The organism is Exiguobacterium sp. N5 (assembly GCF_025842465.1).
In the GTDB taxonomy this organism is placed as follows: domain Bacteria; phylum Bacillota; class Bacilli; order Exiguobacteriales; family Exiguobacteriaceae; genus Exiguobacterium; species Exiguobacterium profundum.
Window position 1 is genome coordinate 1,023,984 of record NZ_JAPAEP010000001.1, and the last position, 22,304, is coordinate 1,046,287.

Genomic DNA, 22,304 nt, shown 5'->3' on the forward strand with positions numbered 1-22,304 from the left:
TCATTCGAATGAGCACTCGTAAGGATTAACCGTTATAACGACCCATGAACTCTCCAGTACGTGTATCGACTGTCACTTTTTCACCTGGTTCGATGAAAAGTGGCACTTGAATGACATGTCCTGTTTCCACTGTCGCGTTTTTCTTCACGTTCGATGCCGTGTCACCTTTTACGCCTGGGTCTGCTTCGACGATTGTCAAGACAACGCTCGTTGGAAGCTCGATTCCAAGAATCTCCCCTTCGTAGTCCGCGATGCTGACTTCCATGTTCTCAAGCAAATATGGAAGTGCTGATTTGACTTGAGCGCTTGTCAATTCAAGTTGCTCGTATGATTCATTGTCCATGAAGACATACGTGTCGCCCATTGGATAAAGATATTGCATGCGTTTACGCTCGATGTGTGCGCGCTCGATTTTTTCTCCACCACGGAACGTCGTTTCTTGGATTGCACCGTTACGCAAGTTACGCATTTTCGTACGAACGAATGCCGCTCCTTTACCCGGTTTTACGTGTTGGAACTCGATGACTTGCCAAATCGAACCGTCAGACGTTTTGACCGTCAATCCTGTTTTTAAATCGTTAACTGATACCATATTGATTTCCTCCTAAATTCAGATGAAGCTTATGCCTCGATCGTAATTAACTCTTTTGGCGACTGTGTCAGACGGTAGCATCCGTCTTCTGTGATGACGACATCGTCTTCAATCCGGCAACCACCGACACCGTTGATGTAAATACCCGGCTCGATCGTTACGACCATACCAGGTTCGAGCACCGTTTCCGAACGGAACGATAATCCTGGGGCCTCATGCACTTCCATTCCAAGACCATGTCCTGTCGAGTGGCCGAAGTACTCGCCATATCCAGCTTCTTTAATAATATCGCGTGTCAATGCATCCGCTTCAATGCCAGTGATTCCGGCACGTGTGCCTTCTACACCAGCAAGTTGGGCACGAAGTACCGTATCGTAGATTTGACGCAACTCATCCGAAATCGGACCGATTGCAAGCGTACGCGTGATATCTGAGCAGTACCCTTTATAGTAAGCACCGAAATCAAGCGTAACCAATTCTCCAGATTCGATGACTTTATCACTTGCCACACCGTGTGGTAGCGCCGAACGGAGACCCGAGGCGACAATCATGTCGAACGATGACGAGTCAGCGCCTTTTGAACGCATGAACATTTCGAGTTCGTTCGCGACTTCTCTCTCGGTACGACCAGGACGAATGAACGTCTGGATATGGGTGTACGCCGCATCAGCGATTGCCGCAGCTTCCTTCATAATCTTAATCTCTGATTCATCCTTAATCAAGCGCAGTTTTTCTACGATTCCAGACGTTTCAATAAGTTGAGCGTCGACATCTTTTTCATAGGCACGATATTGCCCCACTGTCATCGCATCCTGCTCGATGCCAAGGCGCTTGATGGATTCACGGGACACGACATCTGCTACCGACTTGATGAGTGATGTATCAAGCTCAATGATGTCGTACCCTTTTACTTGATCGTTCGCTTGTTCCGTGTAACGGAAGTCCGTGATGAAACTTGCCGAATTCGACGTGATGACGATGACACCGCTCGACCCGGTGAAACCAGATAAGTAGCGGATATTCTCACGTTTTGTGACGAGTAATGCATCAATCTCGTTTTTTCCTAACTGTGCTTGCAGTTTGTTTACGCGTTCAATCATGTCGATTCCTCCAATGTTCGATTAGTGCATGCAGCGCTAACGTATAGCTCGTGAGTCCAAAACCGGTAATGACACCGATACAGACGGCAGCAAGTTTCGACTCATGCCGAAAAGCCTCGCGTGCATGCACGTTCGAGATATGTACTTCAACGACTGGGGCAGCGATAGCGGATATGGCATCCCGGATCGCGATTGATGTATGCGTATAGGCACCTGCATTCAATATGACACCCTCATAATCAAAAGCGTCATGTAGCGCATCAATTAAATCTCCCTCATGATTCGATTGTTTAAAGGTGAGTTCGACGTCTTCTGGAGCGCGCAGCATCAGTTCTGCCGCCAAACCTTTCAACGACACCTCGCCATATACATCCGGTTCACGATGACCCAGTAGATTTAAATTCGGTCCATTTAAAACTAAAATCCGCAACCTTCTTCCCCCCCTCGTTCGTCAAGTCTCATCTATTGTAACAAATTTATCGAAAGAACGTGAATTGAGCCTTCTGCCCTTTCGTTTTTTTTACAAATCACGGTATAATTCAAGTACAACATTTGAATTTGAAGAATCGAGGAAAGTGAATGAATTCCAAACCAACCATCCCAGTCGGGGGACAGGCGCTCGTGGAAGGCGTCATGTTTCAAGGCCGCTCTGAAAGCGCATCTGCCATCCGGCGAAAAGATGGCTCGATTGAAACATTCGAGCAAGCACGTATTCTTGTCCCTTGGGTCCAATCTTTAAAAAAAGTACCTTTCTTGAGAGGGATTGTCGCGCTGTATGAATCGTTAAAGAACGGTTCTGCACATATGAACTTTGCGAGCGATCGATATGATGTCGATCCAAGTGAAGATACGAACACGAACGAAGACCAAAAACAGAGCATATGGATGATTGCCTTCATCGCAATCGTCGGTGTCATCTCGTACGTTTTTGGTAAATTGATTTTCAATGTGACGCCAGCACTTCTCGCGGCCATGTTTCAAGACGTACCTTTATTTTCCGGACATGTGATTCAAAACCTCCTTGAAGGGGGAATAAAATTAGTATTGTTACTCAGCTACCTTTACTTGATATCATTGACGCCACTCATTAAGCGTGTCTTCCAATATCACGGCGCTGAGCATAAAGTCATCAATTGCTATGAGTCCGGGCGTCCGGTCACGGTTGAACAAGTACGCCAAAGCTCGCGATTGCATTATCGCTGTGGCTCAAGCTTCATTTTATTCACCGTCTTCGTCGGGATTGGCGTTTACATGATTGTGCCAATCGATCCGCTCTGGTTGCGACTCATCAGCCGAATCGCGCTATTGCCGGTCGTCATCGGAATCTCATTTGAAGTCCTGCAGTTTACCAATCGTTTCCGCGACCATCGCTTTCTGTCATTCCTTGGCAAACCGGGCCTGTCGCTCCAATTATTGACGACACGAGAGCCAAATGATGAGCAGATTCAAGTCGCGATTGAAGCATTTGAGACATGGGAACGAAAAGAGTTAGGAGAATCGGTCATTCATAGAGAGGGATAAGAGGAGGAAGCACCATGATCAGACAAAGAGTCGGTTCGATCGCTGCAACAATCGTGTTTATCCTTGGCTTCATCGGGGTCGGGCATATGCTTGCCACCGATCCAGGTCGCCTGTTTAGACAATTGTTGTTCATCGGGATATTCGGGTTAGTCTTTTATGTGATCTATCGCGTCTTCATGGCACCACGTATGTCTGCAGAAGATGCACGCTATCGTAAAACCGCGCAAGCCTCAAAAAAACGAATGCAGGGAAGTCGTGGTCCTCAAGTCAAACCTTCCGCTTCCGCTAAAAACCGGAAAGGGAAGAAACCTGGTTCGAACGTCACCAAGTTATCTAAACGTTCAACCGTACATCGTAGCAATCCACCACACCTAACAGTGATTGAAGGTAAAAAAGGGAAGAAGAAAAAGAAAGCAAACATGTAAAAGGAGCGCCACGGCGCTCCTTTTTATGTTGTTTCTACATATCCGATATATGGCAGATTCCGATATTGTTCCGCGTAATCGATCCCATACCCGATGACGAACTCATCAGGAATCTCGAATCCGACATAGTCTGCGTCCAACTGAACGAGTCGACGCGCCGGCTTGTCGAGAAGCGTACAAATTTTCAACTGTTTCGGTTGATGGAGCTCCATATGTTTACATAAGAATTTCAACGTCTGTCCCGTGTCGATGATGTCCTCGATAATGACAACATACTTTCCTTCCACATCTAAATCCAAGTCCTTTCGAAGTTGCACACTCCCACTCGAGACCGACTTTTTCCCGTAAGAAGACGTCGCGACCGTATCGAGCTGAACGCTCCCTTTCATGTATCGCATCAAGTCTGCCGCAAAGACCATCGAGCCTTTTAATACGGCGACGATCACAATCGGTATCCCCTCTGCATCGTTCTCAATCTCTTCAGCCAATTCTTTCACACGTTTTTGAATCTGCTGTTCATCAAACAGTTTTCCTTTAATTTGAATCTCCATTTATCCGGCGAATGTTCGCCGTCACCCCCTATCTATTCAATCCACGATTCATCTTAACATAATGACGACTAAAAAATATACATTCTAAGATAAATATGAATGTTTCGTTCGTATTTTAGCGATATTGAGCAAAATAAAAAGCATCAATCGAGTTAGATTGATGCTTTTTACATATTATTCTTCTGAAGCTCGTTCTTGTTCCCGAAATTCTCTAAATTGATTCATGAGTTCAGGCTTATCTTCAAAAAATTCCACAAACTGTGTCATGCAGTCGAGCGTGTTCGAACTGAGATGGTGTTCGATACCCTCGACATCCTCGTACACATCTGATTCATCTACTCCGATTAGACGTAAAAAAGACTCGAGCATCGCATGACGCTCGACCAATCGCTTCCCTACTTTTTGACCCTTTTTTGTAAGCATGAGACCACGATACTTTTCATACACAAGATATTCTTCACGGTCCAACTTTTGAACCATTTTGGTGACAGAGGAGGGATGGACCCCTAAATGTTCCGCAATATCAGATACACGCGCATAGCCTTTCTCTGACATCAATAAATAAATACGTTCTAAATAATCTTCCATACTCGGCGTCGGCATGGGCACGACCTCCCCTAATGTTCCGGTTTCCATTCCTTATTTTATCCTAATTAGAATGAAATCGAAAGGGAAAGCCCCGATTGATTGAGTCAATCATTGTCTCATGACCTTAATTTCATTATAATGAGATATGGTAACTTTGAAAGAGAAGGGAAGAACATCTATGGGACTCGAAACAATCCTCGTCATCCTCCTATGGGTTGCCTTGATCGCCTACATCGTATGGCGTTTCATGCCAGCTCGCGGGTTGAAAAAAATGAAACAAGAAGAATTCCGTGCCTCACTCCGTAAAGGTCAGTTAATTGACGTGCGTGAACCGAACGAATACAAAGGTGGACATATCGTTGGTGCCCGGAATATCCCGGTCGGCCAAATGAAACTACGCATGAAAGAACTGCGTAAAGATCAACCGATTTTAATTTACTGTCAAGGTAGTTCACGTTCAAACCAGGCGGCTAAACTCCTGATGAAGAACGGATACAACAATATCTACATGCTCGAAGGCGGCTTCAAGAACTGGAAGGGCAAGATTAAAAAAGCATAAAAAAACGGGCGGGTCGATACAATCATCGACTCGCCCTTTCTTTATTTTACAGATGACGCCTCACGACGCTCATATTTCAAGACCGGTTTACGGGCAGCGAGTGTCTCGTCCATCCGTTTAACGACCGTCGTATGAGGAGCAGTCTGAACGATTTCCGGATTCTCTTCCGCCTCTCTGGCAATTTGGAGCATCGCATCACAGAACGCATCGAGTGTTTCTTTTGATTCTGTCTCTGTCGGTTCCACCATGATACATTCCTCGACATTTAATGGGAAATAAATTGTCGGTGGGTGGTAACCGAAGTCAAGAAGGCGTTTAGCGATATCGAGTGTACGAACACCAAGGGCTTTTTGACGCTTCCCAGACAAGACAAATTCGTGTTTGCAATACGTATCATATGGCACGTCGAACGCATCTTTTAGTCGCGCAAACATATAGTTGGCGTTGAGGACCGCTTCACGGGATACCCGCGTCAATCCTTCTGCGCCCATTGTCTTGATATAGCTGTACGCTCGAACGTTGATCCCGAAGTTTCCATAGAATGGTTTGATTCGCCCGATTGAATGTGGTCGGTCGTAATCGAGACCATATCCATCATCTGTTTTCGTCACAATTGGAGTCGGTAAGAATGGAATCAAGTCACGCTTCACCCCGACTGGACCTGAGCCTGGACCTCCACCGCCGTGAGGCCCTGTGAACGTCTTATGCAAGTTCAAGTGGACGACGTCAAAGCCCATGTCCCCAGGACGTGCGATTCCAAGAATCGCGTTTGAGTTCGCGCCATCATAATACAGCTTCCCGCCAGCTTCATGAACGACTTTTGAGATTTCAAGGATATCCGCTTCAAATAGTCCAAGCGTATTCGGGTTTGTCAGCATGAGAGCAGCCGTATCCGCTCCAACTTTTGACTTCAAATCATCCAAATCGACGAGACCGCGCTCATCCGACTTGACGGTCACCGTCTCGAATCCAGCAACGACTGCGGACGCCGGGTTTGTCCCGTGCGCCGAATCTGGTACGAGTACTTTCGTACGAGCCGTATCCCCATTACGCTCATGGAACGCTTTAATCAACATAAGCCCCGTCCATTCCCCATGGGCACCTGCCGCTGGTTGGAGTGTGACTTCGTCCATCCCCGTGATTTCAGCGAGTTGCTCCTGTAAGTCCACCATGAGTTCGAGCGCACCTTGAATCGTCTCAACCGGTTGCAACGGGTGAATATGTGCAAACCCAGGAAGACGAGCCATATCTTCGTTCACTTTCGGATTATATTTCATCGTACACGAACCGAGCGGATAGAAACCTGAATCGACCCCATGGTTTCGAGTAGATAGAGACGTGTAATGGCGAACGACATCGAGTTCAGATACTTCCGGAAGTTCCGCCGCCTCTTTCCGAATCATCGTAGCCGGTAACAACGTCTCAAGGTCAACCTCCGGGACAGTCGGTGTCGGCAAATTATATCCAGTTCGTCCTTCACGTGATACTTCAAAAATTAGCGTTTGCTCGTGTTGCATTATTTCATCCCCCCAACCACTTCGACAAACTGATCAATCTCTTCTTTAGTGCGCAATTCCGTCGCGCAAACCAACATTTGTGTCTGACGCTCCCCTTCATACGTACCAAGCGGTAGACCACCGATCATGCCGCGCTCGAGTAGATGGCGCGATACTTCTTCTGCATCACGTCCAAAATCCACGACGAACTCATTGAACATTGGTCCTTCGTCCACGATGTTGAATCCTGCAGCTTTTAACGCTTCTTTCATATAATGAGCGGTTTGAATATTCCGAACAGCCATATCACGAATTCCGTATTTTCCTAGAGCGGACATCGTGATTGAAGCAGCCAATGCATTAAGTGCTTGGTTTGAACAGATATTGGATGTCGCTTTATCACGGCGAATGTGTTGTTCCCGCGCCTGAAGCGTCAACACGAATCCGCGTTTGCCGTCCTCATCGACCGTTTGACCGACTAGTCGGCCCGGTAGTTTACGCATCAAAGATTTTTTGACCGCGAAGTATCCACATGACGGTCCACCAAAACTTTGCGGAATACCGAATGGCTGTGCATCTCCGACCGTGATGTCCGCACCGAGTGCTCCTGGTGACTCAAGAATCCCGAGGGCGAGCGGGTTGCTCGAAACGACGAATAGCGCGCCGGCTTCATGAGCCAATTCTGCTAATTTTTCTAAGTCTTCAATACGACCGTAGAAGTTTGGATATTGTACGACAAGACACGATGCATCCGTCAAATCGAGGTCAGATACATCCGTCACCCCGTTCTCCACATCTGTGTAATCAACGGATAGACCTGGTCCGTCAGCATACGTACGTATTACATCCTTTGCTTCAGGATGCACTGCACCAGAGACGACGACACGTTTTTTCTTCGTCTGCGCGCTCGCTAGGTAAGTCGCCTCAGCGAGAGCCGTGATCCCGTCGTACATCGAAGAGTTCGCGACGTCCATCCCTGTCAATTCACAAATCATTGTTTGGAATTCGAACATCGCCTGAAGTTCACCTTGTGAAATCTCAGGTTGATATGGCGTATACGCCGTATAGAATTCAGAACGCAAAAGCATATGGTTCATCACACTTGGCGAAAGATGATCGTACATCCCTGCTCCAAGGAAGCTCGGGTATGATTTCGTATGTTTGTTTTTATCAGCCAACTTCGTCATGTGACGAACGAGATCGACTTCCGGAAGCGGAGTCCCAATCGCCGCCAATGATGCTTGTTCGCGAAGTGTTTCTGGAATATCTGAAAGAAGCGCTTCGATTGAATCGACGCCGATTGTCTCTAACATGTCTCGTTCATCTTGTTCGGTCATCGGTAAATAACGAAATTCCATTCTGTTCATTCTGAATCCCCCTGTATCATTTCGTTCGTTTATAGAAAGGTGTCGGTACGCGTTCGGCTTCAATCTTTTTGCCACGGATGTCGATGACAAAACGATCTTCATCTTTGTAACGTGCATCGACTCGTGCCCATGCGATTGATTCACTTACAGTCGGAGGCATCGTACCGGTCGTGACAACGCCGATTACATTCCCATCCAATTCAACTTGCGCCCCTTGGCGGGCAATCCCACGACCGAGCAATTTCAATCCGATCAATCGATTCGGAATATTCTCTTTTTGAGTGACGAGTGCTTCCTTACCAACAAAGTCAGTATCTAGCTTGACGGCAAAATTGAGATTCGCTTCGAATGGCGTGACCGACTCATCTAACTCATGACCGTAAAGCGGCAAGCACGCTTCGAAACGTAATGTATCGCGTGCGCCCAGCCCACATGGGGTAACACCCTCGGTTTCAAGCGCTTCCCAAATGGCAGAAATCACTTCTGCTCGAGCATAAATCTCGAAACCATCTTCCCCAGTATAACCACTTCTAGAGATGATCGATGGCACACCCGCAACGTCCCCATTCATGAATTTGAAGAACCCGATTTCGTCGAGTACCACATTTGTGATAGTTTGAAGTACGGTTTGTGCATTCGGTCCTTGAATCGCAATCTGACCATATTCATCAGATTCATTTGTCACAACCACGTCACCCTTGACGTATCGACGAATGTGGGCTTCGTCCTTTTCAATATTTGAAGCATTGACGACGAGCCAATAAGCGTCCTCATCTAATCGATAGACAAGCAAATCGTCCACCACACCACCGTCTTCAAGACAGAGAAGGTTATACTGGGCTTGACCAACTTTAATTTTCGAGATATCATTCGTCACCAAGTTTTGAACTTGCTCAAGCGCATCCGGCCCTTCGATTCGAATTTCTCCCATGTGAGATACATCAAACATCCCCACGTTTTGACGTACAGCCAAATGCTCTTCTTTAATCGAAGAGAACATAATCGGCATTTCAAATCCCGCAAAATCAACCATCTTCGCCTTCGGTTCGATCAAATCGAACAAAGGCGTACGTTTCAAAGTAACCTTTTCCATAATATCCCCCAATCCCGAACATAAAATGCTTTTGTTTTTGAAATCTTTCGTTTTCCATTCCACTTTAACAATTTTTATTCCTTCTGCATAGGTAAAAAGGCGAAAAAGAAAAAGGATGAAAAACGAAAACGTTTTCATCCTCATTATTTCATATTTTCGACTCGGTGGAAACGTCAGAACGTTCAATTCCCGCTGTCCGTTTGATTTCATGAGTTAGCTCAACGGCGGCTTGCTTCAATTCAATCGATTCATTCTTCGCATTGACCCCAAACTCTTTTATTTGAGTAACAGATCGATTGACCGCATCCACGTGTCCTTTGATTTCATTGACCTGTTGACCAATCACATCCGCCCGAATTTTAAAACGTTCCGTCAGACGATTCAAACGACCAAATTCTGGTTTCATCTTGTTTTTGAACAAGAGATAACCGTATATCACAAGTCCGATTAATGAAAATACGATGATGGCGAAATTAATCCAGATCATACTTTTTCCCCCTTTATACGGATGATTTGCTTGGCGATGTCTTCAGGCGGTTGAGATGCATCGATGGATACACTCGCTGTTCGATATAATCGATCGCGTCGTTGAAACAACGTCTGAACATCCTCCCGTCCTTTTTTAACAAGTGGCCGCGCAGAATCTTTGATTCGTTCCCAACACATGTCGAACGGAAGATTTAAATGGATCATCGTACCACGTTCTCGCATCCAACGTATATTTTCAGAGCGCTCCACCACTCCGCCACCGGTCAGGATATAGTCAGCAGTGACTTGTTTCAGTACTGTTGATTCAACATCACGAAACGCAGACTCACCAAAACGGTCAAAATATGTAGCGATATCCATTCCAGTCATGGACTCAATGACTAAATCAAGATCGATGACCTCCCCATATTCTTTTAGAAACGAGAATAAGGTAGATTTACCTGTACCCATAAACCCCACGATATAAAACGGATTATCATTCATAAACCATCACCTCTTTATGCCGTTCGCCGGATGTTAACACAATGTCCACTTCAGTACGATTAGGTGCAATCGGACGACACGTCAGAGTTCCCGTCGGTTTATGCAACGTTAACGGTCGTTCAGCGCAACGCTCCTTCGCCAGTAACAAATGCGATTCAAAACGAATCGCTAAGATTTCCTCTGACAGTCGCCTCGTCGTTCGTTCCACATCAGTATACCAAAATAACGCGGCGCCGAGTAACCAAACAACAATGGTCAAGGTGATAACGAGAAAGAAGCCTGCTTCATGCACATGACATGCCGCTCTCTTCTGAACGATGAATCTTTCCATGAGATTCGAAATCCCTTTCCGACCGTTTCGACATGATACTGGTCGATTCCTCTTAAAAAGAGTAAGTTTCCTCCTCCATCTCCGACCATAACCAAATTGCCATTTACTTGTTTGATCGTCCATGACCATCGCTCCTCATCCGATTTGACGAAATCACCCCGTAATCGCCCTTCGTCAACACGACAGTTCTCGCTATCCATCAGACGGCGCACAATCAGTTGAGGTGTCGTATGATGATTCCATTTAGGCTGTTCATAAAGATGTTGACCGAGCGTGAGCAGTTCCACTAAAAGAAAAAGAAACATGGGAAGGATCAGCAAAACGAACGTCATTTCAATCATCGTAAAGCCTTTTTCATAATGTCGGTAGACAAAATCCTTTCTCACACACTTGCTCACGCCCTGTCGGTTCAGTGGCTTCAAGCAGAACCTCTCCTTGTAATCGTTCATAGATGAACAGCGTGTCACTCAACCGTTGGATTCGTTCGTTCCCTTGCACGACAAAGGATGCCAGTATGAAAATCCATCCCATGACCACCGCAAGACTGACACTTAGCTCCCATAAAGAGAAACCCGATTCATCCACTTTCACGAGTAATCACCTCCGGTTCATACGTCCCGATTCGAAATTTGAGCGTCACCGATGTCTTTCCACTGACGAATTTCCATTGTCCCGCATAAGAGGCTGTCGCTTGTGAAAAGGTCAACGTGTTGTACGTCGGAAGATATACATCCACCCCATCAGGAACATCAACTTCCCTGACGATCTCTCTCCCACACACAATCAGATAAGTTTGTTGTTTCGAAATCCAAATCAATCGCGGCACACAATCTCCCTCTTCTGAAATATAGGGAAATTGCCCAGCTTCTTGAATATTCGCTACCAATGAATCCGTAAAATTGTAGAGTTCCATTCGTTCGAACGGTCTCATACTCGGCGCACTGATCAATAGTAAGAACGACAATACGACAAGTACCCATGTCATTTCGACCAAGGTGTAGCCTTTCATTGTTTTTTTAAGGAGCCATCAGTCGGAGAATACGTATAGGTCGAGGATTGACAGCTATAAACGAGTGGATCTGCAGCCGACGCACGCTTAATCACTTCTAACGTTTCAGGATAGGCCTTATGTTCCGCGTAATGCAAATTGATTTCAGATTCAACGATTCGAACGCTACCTTCGCAACTCACTTGATCAGCACGAGATTTCCCGTCCGACAAAGATGGGACAAGTAACAAGAGAAGAACTGATATAATGAGTAATACTGCCGCCATCTCAACTAATGTGAACCCACGCTCTTCCTTCATTTCATCTTTCTCCTTTCACAATTGAGCCATAATGAGTTTGACCGGTAAATAGAGTGTGTAAAAAAGAACACCGATCATGACACTGAGGATGCCGTATAAAGACGGTTCAATTTTTTCAATCAATTCTCGACTATACTGCTCCATCTCCTCGAATACAAGCTCGCGATGAAGAGACATCAATTTACCAAGTTCCCCACTCATCGAACCCACACCTAATAGACTCACAACCTCATGATCGATAAACGGTTCACACCTTGTCGCCGCTTCAATTCCTTCACCTTCAGACATGCGATGGTGAATTCGCTTGGCCATCTCTGCCATTTCTCCCTCTTCCTCGGCTAGCCGACTCATAATCTGCCTAATATTCGTTTCAGTATGTTGGAGCAAGGACAACTCACTTACAAACACATAGGTCATATAGAGTGTTTTCCCACGTCTCCATACGTAAAAAGGGAGCTCTACTCCTCGACGATGGAGTCCATATATGAGAACCGCGATTGCCACGAATATAGAAAACAGTACAGGAAAGAACCAATTCGACAATAGAATCGACCCCACACCGCCATGCGACGAGACATCTACCATCCCCATTAATTTCGGGAAAATGTATAAAGCATAAATCATGCCTAATGCAAGTAGGATGAAGAAGATAATCAACGGATAGCGAATTAGCCTCCGCAACTCCTGCTTTAATCGTTGTCGCATCTCGAGTACCATTGCCACTTGCGACAATCCATCCATGAATCGTCCGTTGCGATCCGCCGTATGTAAAATCTCTTGCATTTGCCGATTCGTGATCAAGATGGAAAATACTTCAGACAAACTCACGCCCGCTTCTAGACGTACCCTCATCTCTCGAATACAGTCTTTCATTTTTCCCTTCTCATGAAGTTCAAGCGTCTCCATGGTCACCTTCAATGACACACCTCGTGATTGTAGACGAAGAAAGCGATGAATCATTCGAATCGATGGGATTATCGGAACGTTGACCATTCGCAAGTCACCTCCTGATTTCGAGTCAGTACACACCAATGTCTTTCCACGGTCGCCATACCAAGAAGTTGTGTCAGCCGCTTTTCTCCATCTTGAATCGATGCGGTATGAAAGGTTGTAATCGTCAAATGACCACTGAGCGCGGCATCGTATGCGACCATCAATTCTTCATCTGTCCGCACCTCACCAATCACGATAATATCCGGGTCGGCACGAAGCGTCTCTTTCAACAAGTGTCGATGGCTAAGTCCAGCTTTAGCATTCACTTCCAACTGAATGACACCATCGACCATTTGTTCAGGAGGGTTTTCAATCGTCACAATCCGCTCATGCTTCAGCTGATTTAAAAGGGCATACAGTACCGTCGTCTTGCCCGCTCCGGTAGAACCCCCTATAAAGAAAAGACCATGATGTGATGCCACCACTTTCTGAAATCGTTCTACATCGTGTGATCGTAACAGATGCTGGAGTTCAAACGTGTCATGGGGAATGCGCCAAGACATTGACGTCTGGGCGAACGACGGGAGAAAGGTCACCCGGATGACATCCTGATTCAATTCATAGACACCTGATTGTGGAATACGTTGATTAGATTCAGGTAGTGAACACCAATATCGCATATGAAGTGTAAGTCGATCATACAGCTCGACATCCATCGATTGAAGTGCAGCAAGCTTACTAGCAGAGCGAACTTGAACCTTTACTTGGTTTGCATCGGGTATAAAATGAAGATCACTCGCACCGATTTGACGTGCTCCATCTAGTAAATCTTCAATGAGTTCCTTCATCTCGTTCACCTCGATACAAGCATAAAAAAAAGCCCACTATGTTGAAAGTGGACTTGTTTTATGAAACTTGAACCGCTGCAGTGTTGTGGCGACGTGCATATGTTTCGATTGAAACCTTGTCATATCCGACAATCACTTCTTTTCCATCAGTTAAGATCGGACGCTTCAAAAGTTTTGGGTTTTCGCTCATCAGCTTCAGAAGCTCGCTTAATTTCAAATCCTCCACGTCAACATCAAGTTGTTTGAAGGCCTGGCTTCGGGTCGCAAGGAGAGAGTCGACTCCTTCCTCACTGATTGCAAGGAGTTGCAACAATTCATCAACTGTTGGTGCATCTCTGAAAATGTGACGCTCACTCACTTGAAGTTCTTGTTCTTGTAAAAACGCTTTCGTCTTCCGACAAGAAGTACAGCTTGGATACGTGTAAAACATTAGTTTTGATGCCATTTTTATGTTCCTCCCTCATTCAACTTTCACTTCGCTCATTTTGTATAAGTTGATTATACATCTCTATACCCCGTTTGTACATGTTTTGTGCAACTTTTTTATAAATTTTGTACAACTTTATTTACCGAAATGATTTCACATATTTTTCACGATTATTTTGCTCAATTATCACGTTTCCATAGCATTTTTTCGAATGTGTTGGTAAAATAGTGAATGAGAATGGAATAATGCACGTATGGGGGGATTAACATGGCAAGAATGTTTCGTGTCCTAGGCTTTTGGACTGGACTAGTAGCGGCACTTGCTTTCGTAGGCGCACTAGGCGGCGACCAAAGTAGTAGTGAACATACTGGCGACTTTATCGTTATGGGACTTGTCTTCTTAGCACAAACGATTTTCTTCGTCGCTCTTGGTTACTTAAAACTAACTGAAAAAACGTATGTATATGTCTTTGGTGCGTATTTGACAATTTTCTTCGTTGTCTTTACGTATTGGAGCAACTTCCAAATGTAAAAAAAGATTGTCTCGCCGGAGACAATCTTTTTTTATGTGAAGAACGGATTTGTCCGCTTTTCTTCTTCTAGTGTCGTCTGAGGACCGTGCCCCGAGTATAGTGTCGTCTCATCAGGAAGGAGCTGCTTCATCCGATCGATGGACCCCATTAATGTCGACTGGTCTCCACCAAACAGGTCTGTCCGTCCGACGGATTGCTTAAAGATCAAGTCGCCACAAAAGGCGATTCTTTCATCATCCATATACAATACGACACTCCCTGGGGAATGACCTGGTGTATGATAGATTCGAAATACGATGTTCCCAATTTCCAATACATCGCCTTCGTATGTTTTTTCTGCCGGTTTCATTGAAGGCATCGGCAAGTTGAACGCAGAAGCGCCATTCTTTTCGCCATCTGTCAGCCAATCTGCTTCTAAGCGGTGTACATAGACTGGCACCTGATAACGTTCACGGAGTGCATCAATTCCTCCGATATGATCGAAGTGCGCATGAGTTAACAGGACGGCGGATAGTGTACCGAAACGTTCGATCGTGTCGAAGAACCTCGGGTCATCCGTTCCGGGGTCAATGACGACGACAGTGCCGTCTTTTTCAATCACATAGCCGTTCTCTTGTGCCAAGCCAGACGTAATCTTTTTGATTTGCATAGGATTCATCCCCTTCTTATTCAAAACAATATTGTGGCAAAATTGTTTCGATGTCAACCTTTGCTCGACAGCGACTCTATAATCGGATAAAATAATAATGATATTTCAGTGAAATTTTTATGAATTTCATGACGTATAATTAAAGGGGGAACTCGTCATGCATTTGTATGAACCGTTCGGATGGATTTCCGTCATCGTCGCGATTGTGGCTATTTGGGGAATGCTTCGTTCATTCCAAAAACGCCAATTCTTTCCGCTCGTTTTTGCAGGTTTAACTGTACTCGTATTCGGATTCTTTGGTGTCGCCACGTTGATCTACGGTGGAATTCCAGGTTAATGATTCGCATATGCAATCATCAAGCGACTTCGGTCGCTTTTTTTATGCCTTTCTATACGTTCATTCCCTCTACATAAAACGGACCAAATCACTATGTGACTTGGTCCGTACTCATTATTCTTCAGTTTGTTCTTTGAAACGGAGTAAGTCGGAGTAAATCAAATCATCGTTCATTTGCAAGATTTTTTCCGCTTCTTCCGTCATCGGACCACATAACGACGTATCTTCGACTACTTCACCAGAAGTCGCGTTATAACATGTCGACTGTGTCCAAACATATTCATCCGTCACGACCGTTCCGTCGCGGAAAATCGCGCGGCTGTTTCGATTTTCAGAGAATAAGTCGTTTCCGAATCCAATCGTATCTGACGTGTCGATTCCAAGTAAGTGCAAGATGGTCGGTTTCATGTCGACATGACTACCGATCGTCTCATGCACTTCCCCTTCTTTCTGGTCAGGTAAGTGAATGGCAAACGGAACTTGTTGCAACTTCGCCACGTCGAATGGTGTCAACTCATCTTTGCCGAGTAGCTCGGCCATCGCACTGTTGTGGTTCGTCGAAATTCCGTAATGGTCACCGTAGACGACAAAGATTGTATCTTCCCACATTCCGTTCTCTTTCAACTGGTCGATGAAGAGACCGAGTGCGTAATCTTGATAAGCTAGTGCTTGCGGGAAGTTGTTCAACGTAGTTGAGCTCGTTTCAAATTTTGGTACAAGCTCATAGTTTTCACTTGGCATCGTGTACGGGAAGTGGTTCGTCAATGTGATGAACTTCGCGTAGTACGGTTCAGGCAATTCTTGAAGCATTGGAATAGATTGTTCGAAGAAACTATCGTCTAAGAGACCCCATTCTGTCATGTCTTCAGGATTCCCGAGGTCATAACTCTTTTCATCAAAGAATTGATCGACGCCAATGTTCTTGTACATTTGATCGCGGTTCCAGAACGATTTGTTATTCGCATGGAACACGGCTGAGTAATAATTTTCGTCCTTGACCAACTCAGGGAGCGCTTGATATTCGTTATCGGCGTTCGTAAAGTATACAGCACCACGCGGGAGTCCATATAGTGAGTTATCGAGTGCGAACTCAGCATCAGAAGTCTTCCCTTGACCGACTGTATGGTAGTAGTTCGGCCAGTAGTGAGACTCTTCAATCAGTTTGTTCAAGTTCGGCGTGATGTACTCTCCATTCGGCGCCTTCATGTTGTGAGTAAAATTCTGCGCAGATTCGAATGAAACCACGATGACATTTTTCCCTTTATATTTTCCGAATAAATCCGGATTCGGCGCCGCATAGTTTTGACGGGTGAATTGTTCAATCGTTGCGAGTTCTGATTCATCCGCCATCGCTTTTTGAGCCGATGTTTTCGTTTGGAGCATGGCATCATACACATGGAAGTTAAATGTTCCGATGTTTTTCACCAACAGCTCACGGTCAAATGAACGAGTCAACAATTCAGGTCGTTCCGTTTCTGCTAGCGAAAGGTTGAACAAGAAGACAGAGACCGCTACGACGAATGTGACGAGCGCACGTCGATGTGAAGCTGCATTCTCTTTCATGTTCATTCGCCATAAGATAAACGGAAGGATAAACACGTCACCAAGAATGATTAAATCTTTCCATTCAAGAAGCGAAGTGAATGATGTCGATAACGTTTCCATGTTCGATGGTTGCATGATGACAGGCATTGTCAAATAGTCCGTGAATTCCCGATAATACACGGCGTCCGCAAACAAGATAAACGATGCAATCGCATAGAGCGTGTAGAGCACCCATTTTTGTTTGTTACCTTTAAAGAAGAAATGGAAGGCAAACAAGAATAATGTCGAACTGATTGGGCTAATCAGTAAGATAAAAGCTTGTGCGGTGTTTTCAATCGGAATGTTGAAGAAAAATTGATAGACGATATACGTCTTCGTCCAAAGCAATAACGTAAAAATCCAAAATAGACGATATTCTTGAAACGAAGCGCGGACCGTGTCGTTCAGTCTCGTCGATAGCTTCGAAAAGCGTTGAGATGAATTCATCTGACGGTCTCCTCCTCTTTTCAGTTTTCGGCATGTTTTAGTTGCCATTCTTTATTTATATTTGTTCATTCATTGTACAATTCGGATTGAATAGTACACGTCCAGTATCAAGTCCAAATCTTACCCCTTTTTTAATAAAAAATCAACTGTGACGTTACAAATTTTACAATATCCCATACCCTTTCCCACAAAAAAACACGCCTGCAATGTGCAGACGCGTCCGTTTCATACCCGTGTCGGAAGGAAGTGTTTCCGTGCCAGCCAAGCACATCCAATCACACCGGCATCGTTTTCGAGTTCAGCGATTTTGAATGTTGTCGACTCGTATACCCGCTCGAGCGCAAACCGTTTGAACTGTGCATCAAGCGGCTCCAATAACGCGTCGCCAGCTTTTGAGACGCCTCCACCGATGACAATCATTTTCGGATTGAGCGTGTTCGCGATGTTCGAGATGGTCAAGCCGAGGTATTCCGTCATCTCGTCAATGACTTCTGTCGCGATCGAGTCACCAGCCTTATATGCTTCAAACACGTCACGTGCAGTCACTTCTTTTATCTCGTTTAATGAAGTATCTTGATTCTTACGCTTCTGTAACGCCAGACGCGAGATGCCGGTCGCTGAAGCAATCGTCTCGATACACCCGAGGCGACCACAACCACACTTCACAGCCTTCGTTTCGTCTCGTTCCACGGTAATATGCCCGATTTCTCCGGCCATTCCTGCCGTCCCATGAACGATATTCCCGTTCGTGATCACGCCACCACCGACACCTGTACCGAGCGTGATCGCCAATAATTCTGACGCCCCTTCGCCGGCACCTTTCCACATCTCACCAAGGGCCGCGGCGTTCGCATCATTTTCGAGCACGGCCGGAAGACCGACTGCTTTTTCGAACTCACTCACGAGTGCAAAATCTTTCCACCCGATGTTCGGAGAATATTCGACAACTCCTTCTGAGAAGTCGACGAATCCTGGTGCCCCGATTCCCGCACCCGCAAAATCTTCTTTCTTCTTACCTGATGTTTGTAAGTATGTTTCAAAAGAAGCTGCGATGTCTTTTGGAATATGTACACCATTCTCTCGAATATCCGTTTTGACTTCCCACTTATCCGAAATGATGCCGTTCATGTCTAAAACGGCCATCTTCACCGTCGTACCACCGATGTCGATACCTAATAACCATTTCATACCGTTCACTCCTCATCTCAACTAAATCGCTTTCATTGAATAGTGTACACTATTATCCCCTTAGTGCAACCCTTTGCACTAAGGGGATTTCTGTCAATCTGTTGAATTTTTTAATTCGTGGGTCAAAATGATTTTGGCCGTATCGTACACACGTTGTTCGATGATGCCCCCTTCATACAATTCGTCGAGTTCCATCATCATGAGTGAGATTTCAGCATCCCGTTCTCCGATGTAAATAATGGTACCGAACGATTTTAAAAACTGTTGGACATCATAAAAGTTTTTCATGCTTCTTCCTCCATCGTCGATTGTACATAACGATTTAACAATTCTCGCGTTGCTTCCATTGATGACAGATGCGTTCGCTCATAACTATGGCTCGATTCGATTCCTGGCCCAATCAAGGCATGTCGCACATCATACCCTGCTCGAATCGCCGCTGACGCATCTGACCCATAGTACGGATAAATATCTACCTTATACGCGATCTCATGAGCTTTACATAACGCCGTGAACTTCCGTCGTAACCCGATATCATACGGTCCAGATGAATCCTTGGCACAAATCGAGACTGTATACTCATCGGAATGCTGTCCATCCCCGAGCGCACCCATATCAACGGCAATGTATTCCACGACGTCTTCCGGAATACCCGCGTTCCCTCCAAATCCGACCTCTTCATAATTCGAGATCAAGAAGTGAACGGTATGCGGTAAGTCATAACGGATTAAGTCTTTCGCAAGGTCCAATAGAATGGCGACCGACGCCTTATCATCCAAGTGGCGTGATTTCACGTATCCTGAAGAGGTCACTTGAAAGCGAGGGTCGAATGAAACGAAGTCCCCGATCTCAATCCCAAGCGCCGTCACATCTTCACGAGAATGCACTTTTTCATCCAATCGGACTTCGATGTTTGATGCAGATCGCTCGGCAGAGTTCGTGTCCTTATAGACGTGAACACTTGACTGATGGATCAAGATCGTTCCTTCAATCGCCTCTCCTTCTTCACGGTGGACGAGGCAGTTCTCTCCCTCAATCGCCGTCCATGCGTATCCTCCCACTTGAGTCAAACGAAGACGCCCGCTCGGCAAGATGTCTTTGACCATCGCACCGAGTGTGTCCACGTGTGCCGTCAACAGACGCGCCTTGCCAGAACGACCTGAAAATGTGGCCAGCAGTGCCCCTTTATGTAGACGTGACGTCTTGACACCCAGTGCATTCAATTCTTGCTCCGCGAAGCGGATGGCCTCTTCCGTCATCCCGGAAGGACTCGGGATGTTAACGAGTGTTTTTAATGTTTCAATCATTGAATTCTCCCCTTACCAAAATCCGTACCCGACGAATAGTCCAAACATCGAGATGGTGAGTACGGAAAATAAGATTCGTTGTATACGGTTCTTCTCATCCGGTAGCCCGACGACCCCCGAGACGACAAAACCACCAATCAGACCTCCCGCATGCGCGAAATGGTCAAGACCTGCACCTAATACAAACGCAAGTCCTACGTTTAATCCTAACATAATAAAGAGCGGAGGTCCGAGCGTCTTCATGAAGAGAGAACGATCCCGCAACCCAAAGTACAAGAGCGCACCGACCAATCCAAATAGCGCCCCTGAAGCGCCTGCTGATATCGATTCGCTGAATGCAAACGATGTGGATGTCGCTAATATTCCACTTAGCAGATAGATGATTAAAAATCGTATGGAGCCATACATCCGTTCAACGAGCGGACCGAGCGACCAGAGTGCAAACATATTAATCGCAAAGTGGAACCAACCAATATGCAGGAACATCGGTGTAATCAAACGCCACCATTCCCCTTGTTCAATCAACGGGTTCACTTTGGCCCCGAATGCGATTAACGTGTTTGGATCAAGAGTCGAACCGACCGATTCCGCTAACCACATGACTAAAAAAGTGATGAACAGTAGCCCATATACCACTTGTGGTTTCCCAAAGGAAAATCGTTTCTTCAGCTCTGCTTTCTTTTTTCGGTCGAGGGAGACCGCTAGCATTCGGAACCGGTCCTCTTCCATAGTCGGTGTGCAAATCGAACGAGACAATGTCACTTTCGCAGGGATTTGGAACGTCAACGAGTCCACACGCTCTTCATCCACAAGGCGCTCGCCATAGACATGAATGGTCAATCGCTTCCGCCCGATACGAGATAAGCGAAATGCGTTCAAAATCGCGTCTATATCCGTCCCAACATGATTCGCCCATGCTTTTTCAGTCTGAATGAACAAATCATACCGATCACCTGCTTTTGTATCGAACAAGATGACCGCACGGGAGGGTTCGAGTATGCCTTCAATTCGCCCACCGTTTTCGACCTTTCGATATATATCTTCCCAAAAACAAGTTGTCGCCAACGAAACCCCTCCTCTCTCTCAATTCTATTGTAAATCACGAGACGACAGACGACCAAACGATGATTCGTTCTATATGTACAAAAACCCGTAACCATATGGCTACGGGTTTCAAAAGGATGGAGATTACAAGACAGGTTCCATCGTTTTCATGAGTACGTTCGCAGAATGTTGCATTTTCTCATGCTCTTCTTGTGACAACTCAATCTCAACGACTTCACGAACGCCTTGACGGTTGATAATCGCTGGTACACCGATATGGATATCGTGCAATCCATACTCACCATCAAGATGGGCACCGACTGTCAACAACGTATTCTCGTTACGAAGGACAGCCTTGACCAACCGAAGGAGACCGAGTCCAATCGCATAGTACGTCGCACCTTTACGTTCAATGATATGATATGCTGCGTCACGAACGTTGACATAAATGTCTTCAAGGTCTTCCCAACTATACTCATCATGCTCTTCAAGTAGTTGCTCGACCGATTTTCCATATATACGAGCGTTGCTCCAGGCAGCAAACTCAGTATCACCATGCTCACCCATAATGTAGGCGTGACAGTTACGCGGGTCGACGTTGAAATAGTCTCCGAGCATGTAACGCAAGCGAGACGTATCAAGCACTGTTCCTGAACCAAAGACACGATGTTTCGGAAGACCAGAATATTTCCATGCGAGATGTGTCATGATGTCGACCGGGTTTGAAGCAATAATGATAATTCCGTCAAAACCAGAGTCCATGATGTCTGAAATCATAGATTTCATAATCTTCGCATTTTTTTCAACGAGATCAAGACGTGTTTCACCTGGACGCTGTGGTGCGCCAGCAGTGATGACTACGATGTCAGCGACGCCACAATCCGAATAGTCCCCTGCCCAGACGCGCATTGGTGATGAAGCGAATGAAACCCCATGGTTCAAGTCCATCGCTTCTCCTTCTGCCTTGGCTTTATTAATATCGATGATGACAAGTTCTTCACATAGACTAGCTGTCGTCAACTGGTAAGCAAAACTCGCACCTACTGCCCCTGCCCCTACAAGTGCGACTCGTGTTACTTTAGCATGATTTAATGTTTCCATAATG

Annotated in this window: 30 protein-coding genes; 5 read left to right on the forward strand and 25 right to left on the reverse strand. The window is 45.7% G+C overall.

Annotated features, from left to right (window positions below; translation table 11 throughout):
• Positions 1-25 precede the first annotated feature (25 nt).
• Genes efp through aroQ form a run of 3 tightly spaced genes read right to left on the reverse strand, consistent with a single transcriptional unit; the run spans position 26 to position 2,122 of the window.
• Positions 26-592 (reverse strand): elongation factor P, encoded by a 567-nt coding sequence (gene efp, locus OKS35_RS05325; RefSeq protein ID WP_012726577.1) that lies wholly within the window; start codon positions 590-592, stop codon positions 26-28.
• A 29-nt stretch (positions 593-621) separates the two neighbouring features.
• Positions 622-1,689: a M24 family metallopeptidase gene (locus tag OKS35_RS05330; protein WP_214691267.1), complete on the reverse strand. Its 1,068-nt coding sequence runs from the start codon at positions 1,687-1,689 to the stop codon at positions 622-624.
• Complete coding sequence (gene aroQ, locus OKS35_RS05335) at positions 1,685-2,122, reverse strand: type II 3-dehydroquinate dehydratase (RefSeq protein ID WP_214781447.1); 438 nt, start codon at positions 2,120-2,122, stop codon at positions 1,685-1,687. Before aroQ ends, OKS35_RS05330 begins: the two co-directional genes overlap by 5 nt.
• Before the next feature lie 149 nt (positions 2,123-2,271).
• Here aroQ and OKS35_RS05340 point away from each other — a divergent pair, with 149 nt between their 5' ends.
• Positions 2,272-3,213, forward strand: coding sequence for a DUF1385 domain-containing protein (locus OKS35_RS05340; RefSeq protein ID WP_214690765.1), 942 nt, complete (start codon positions 2,272-2,274; stop codon positions 3,211-3,213).
• A 14-nt stretch (positions 3,214-3,227) separates the two neighbouring features.
• A complete protein-coding gene (locus OKS35_RS05345; protein ID WP_159562465.1) occupies positions 3,228-3,638 on the forward strand; it encodes an SA1362 family protein in 411 nt (136 codons plus the stop codon).
• A gap of 23 nt (positions 3,639-3,661) precedes the next feature.
• Here the strand turns inward: OKS35_RS05345 and hpt are convergent, their stop codons facing one another.
• Positions 3,662-4,189 carry a hypoxanthine phosphoribosyltransferase gene (hpt, locus tag OKS35_RS05350; RefSeq protein ID WP_159562466.1) on the reverse strand — a complete coding sequence of 176 codons (528 nt, stop codon included), beginning with the start codon at positions 4,187-4,189 and terminating at the stop codon, positions 3,662-3,664.
• A gap of 174 nt (positions 4,190-4,363) precedes the next feature.
• Positions 4,364-4,792 (reverse strand): transcriptional regulator MntR, encoded by a 429-nt coding sequence (mntR, locus tag OKS35_RS05355; RefSeq protein WP_214781451.1) that lies wholly within the window; start codon positions 4,790-4,792, stop codon positions 4,364-4,366.
• 163 nt (positions 4,793-4,955) lie between these two features.
• On the opposite strand from mntR, the gene OKS35_RS05360 reads away from it, so the two are divergent.
• Positions 4,956-5,336 (forward strand): rhodanese-like domain-containing protein, encoded by a 381-nt coding sequence (locus OKS35_RS05360; RefSeq protein WP_012726584.1) that lies wholly within the window; start codon positions 4,956-4,958, stop codon positions 5,334-5,336.
• A gap of 41 nt (positions 5,337-5,377) precedes the next feature.
• Here OKS35_RS05360 and gcvPB read toward each other — a convergent pair whose 3' ends face one another.
• From gcvPB to OKS35_RS05425, 13 genes are all read right to left on the reverse strand, one after another.
• Positions 5,378-6,853, reverse strand: a complete 1,476-nt coding sequence (gcvPB, locus tag OKS35_RS05365) for an aminomethyl-transferring glycine dehydrogenase subunit GcvPB (RefSeq protein WP_196430853.1) — start codon at positions 6,851-6,853, stop codon at positions 5,378-5,380.
• Positions 6,853-8,190: an aminomethyl-transferring glycine dehydrogenase subunit GcvPA gene (gcvPA, locus tag OKS35_RS05370; protein WP_214782072.1), complete on the reverse strand. Its 1,338-nt coding sequence runs from the start codon at positions 8,188-8,190 to the stop codon at positions 6,853-6,855. Before gcvPA ends, gcvPB begins: the two co-directional genes overlap by 1 nt.
• Positions 8,191-8,215: 25 nt before the next feature.
• Positions 8,216-9,292: a glycine cleavage system aminomethyltransferase GcvT gene (gene gcvT, locus OKS35_RS05375; protein ID WP_264092624.1), complete on the reverse strand. Its 1,077-nt coding sequence runs from the start codon at positions 9,290-9,292 to the stop codon at positions 8,216-8,218.
• A gap of 148 nt (positions 9,293-9,440) precedes the next feature.
• Positions 9,441-9,779: a hypothetical protein gene (locus tag OKS35_RS05380; protein ID WP_264092625.1), complete on the reverse strand. Its 339-nt coding sequence runs from the start codon at positions 9,777-9,779 to the stop codon at positions 9,441-9,443.
• Positions 9,776-10,264 carry a shikimate kinase gene (locus tag OKS35_RS05385; RefSeq protein ID WP_214781457.1) on the reverse strand — a complete coding sequence of 163 codons (489 nt, stop codon included), beginning with the start codon at positions 10,262-10,264 and terminating at the stop codon, positions 9,776-9,778. Before OKS35_RS05385 ends, OKS35_RS05380 begins: the two co-directional genes overlap by 4 nt.
• Positions 10,257-10,556, reverse strand: a complete 300-nt coding sequence (locus tag OKS35_RS05390; RefSeq protein ID WP_143180238.1) for a hypothetical protein — start codon at positions 10,554-10,556, stop codon at positions 10,257-10,259. Before OKS35_RS05390 ends, OKS35_RS05385 begins: the two co-directional genes overlap by 8 nt.
• Positions 10,520-10,936 carry a hypothetical protein gene (locus OKS35_RS05395; RefSeq protein ID WP_264092626.1) on the reverse strand — a complete coding sequence of 139 codons (417 nt, stop codon included), beginning with the start codon at positions 10,934-10,936 and terminating at the stop codon, positions 10,520-10,522. The genes OKS35_RS05390 and OKS35_RS05395 overlap by 37 nt, the downstream gene beginning before the upstream one ends.
• A 13-nt stretch (positions 10,937-10,949) precedes the next feature.
• A complete protein-coding gene (locus tag OKS35_RS05400) occupies positions 10,950-11,186 on the reverse strand; it encodes a hypothetical protein (RefSeq protein ID WP_214781459.1) in 237 nt (78 codons plus the stop codon).
• The gene (locus tag OKS35_RS05405; RefSeq protein ID WP_264093058.1) at positions 11,173-11,580 is read right to left on the reverse strand and encodes a prepilin-type cleavage/methylation domain-containing protein; all 408 of its coding nucleotides are present in this window, start codon (positions 11,578-11,580) and stop codon (positions 11,173-11,175) included. Before OKS35_RS05405 ends, OKS35_RS05400 begins: the two co-directional genes overlap by 14 nt.
• 20 nt (positions 11,581-11,600) lie before the next feature.
• Positions 11,601-11,903, reverse strand: coding sequence for a prepilin-type N-terminal cleavage/methylation domain-containing protein (locus tag OKS35_RS05410; protein ID WP_031423311.1), 303 nt, complete (start codon positions 11,901-11,903; stop codon positions 11,601-11,603).
• A 15-nt stretch (positions 11,904-11,918) separates the two neighbouring features.
• The gene (locus OKS35_RS05415) at positions 11,919-12,896 is read right to left on the reverse strand and encodes a type II secretion system F family protein (RefSeq protein WP_264092627.1); all 978 of its coding nucleotides are present in this window, start codon (positions 12,894-12,896) and stop codon (positions 11,919-11,921) included.
• Positions 12,878-13,684, reverse strand: a complete 807-nt coding sequence (locus OKS35_RS05420) for an ATPase, T2SS/T4P/T4SS family (RefSeq protein ID WP_074036680.1) — start codon at positions 13,682-13,684, stop codon at positions 12,878-12,880. The genes OKS35_RS05415 and OKS35_RS05420 overlap by 19 nt, the downstream gene beginning before the upstream one ends.
• 58 nt (positions 13,685-13,742) lie before the next feature.
• The gene (locus OKS35_RS05425; protein ID WP_264092628.1) at positions 13,743-14,129 is read right to left on the reverse strand and encodes a Spx/MgsR family RNA polymerase-binding regulatory protein; all 387 of its coding nucleotides are present in this window, start codon (positions 14,127-14,129) and stop codon (positions 13,743-13,745) included.
• A gap of 249 nt (positions 14,130-14,378) precedes the next feature.
• Here OKS35_RS05425 and OKS35_RS05430 point away from each other — a divergent pair, with 249 nt between their 5' ends.
• Positions 14,379-14,642: a DUF2626 domain-containing protein gene (locus OKS35_RS05430; protein ID WP_012726597.1), complete on the forward strand. Its 264-nt coding sequence runs from the start codon at positions 14,379-14,381 to the stop codon at positions 14,640-14,642.
• A gap of 32 nt (positions 14,643-14,674) precedes the next feature.
• Here OKS35_RS05430 and OKS35_RS05435 read toward each other — a convergent pair whose 3' ends face one another.
• Positions 14,675-15,292 carry an MBL fold metallo-hydrolase gene (locus OKS35_RS05435; protein WP_214775113.1) on the reverse strand — a complete coding sequence of 206 codons (618 nt, stop codon included), beginning with the start codon at positions 15,290-15,292 and terminating at the stop codon, positions 14,675-14,677.
• Positions 15,293-15,449: 157 nt separating this feature from the next.
• On the opposite strand from OKS35_RS05435, the gene OKS35_RS05440 reads away from it, so the two are divergent.
• A complete protein-coding gene (locus OKS35_RS05440) occupies positions 15,450-15,629 on the forward strand; it encodes a DUF2759 domain-containing protein (RefSeq protein ID WP_012726599.1) in 180 nt (59 codons plus the stop codon).
• 114 nt (positions 15,630-15,743) lie between these two features.
• Here OKS35_RS05440 and OKS35_RS05445 read toward each other — a convergent pair whose 3' ends face one another.
• The 6 genes from OKS35_RS05445 to OKS35_RS05470 form a co-directional block, all read right to left on the reverse strand.
• Entirely contained in the window at positions 15,744-17,660 is a 1,917-nt protein-coding gene (locus tag OKS35_RS05445) for an LTA synthase family protein (RefSeq protein WP_264092629.1), read from the reverse strand.
• 225 nt (positions 17,661-17,885) lie between these two features.
• Positions 17,886-18,848, reverse strand: coding sequence for an ROK family glucokinase (locus OKS35_RS05450; RefSeq protein ID WP_264092630.1), 963 nt, complete (start codon positions 18,846-18,848; stop codon positions 17,886-17,888).
• Between the two features lie 93 nt (positions 18,849-18,941).
• A complete protein-coding gene (locus OKS35_RS05455; RefSeq protein WP_012726602.1) occupies positions 18,942-19,136 on the reverse strand; it encodes a YqgQ family protein in 195 nt (64 codons plus the stop codon).
• The gene (locus OKS35_RS05460; protein ID WP_078147123.1) at positions 19,133-20,155 is read right to left on the reverse strand and encodes a M42 family metallopeptidase; all 1,023 of its coding nucleotides are present in this window, start codon (positions 20,153-20,155) and stop codon (positions 19,133-19,135) included. Before OKS35_RS05460 ends, OKS35_RS05455 begins: the two co-directional genes overlap by 4 nt.
• A gap of 12 nt (positions 20,156-20,167) precedes the next feature.
• On the reverse strand, positions 20,168-21,220 hold the full coding sequence (locus OKS35_RS05465) for a rhomboid family intramembrane serine protease (protein ID WP_264092632.1): 1,053 nt from the start codon (positions 21,218-21,220) through the stop codon (positions 20,168-20,170).
• Positions 21,221-21,343: 123 nt separating this feature from the next.
• Positions 21,344-22,300 (reverse strand): L-lactate dehydrogenase, encoded by a 957-nt coding sequence (locus OKS35_RS05470; protein ID WP_012726605.1) that lies wholly within the window; start codon positions 22,298-22,300, stop codon positions 21,344-21,346.
• Positions 22,301-22,304 lie beyond the last annotated feature (4 nt).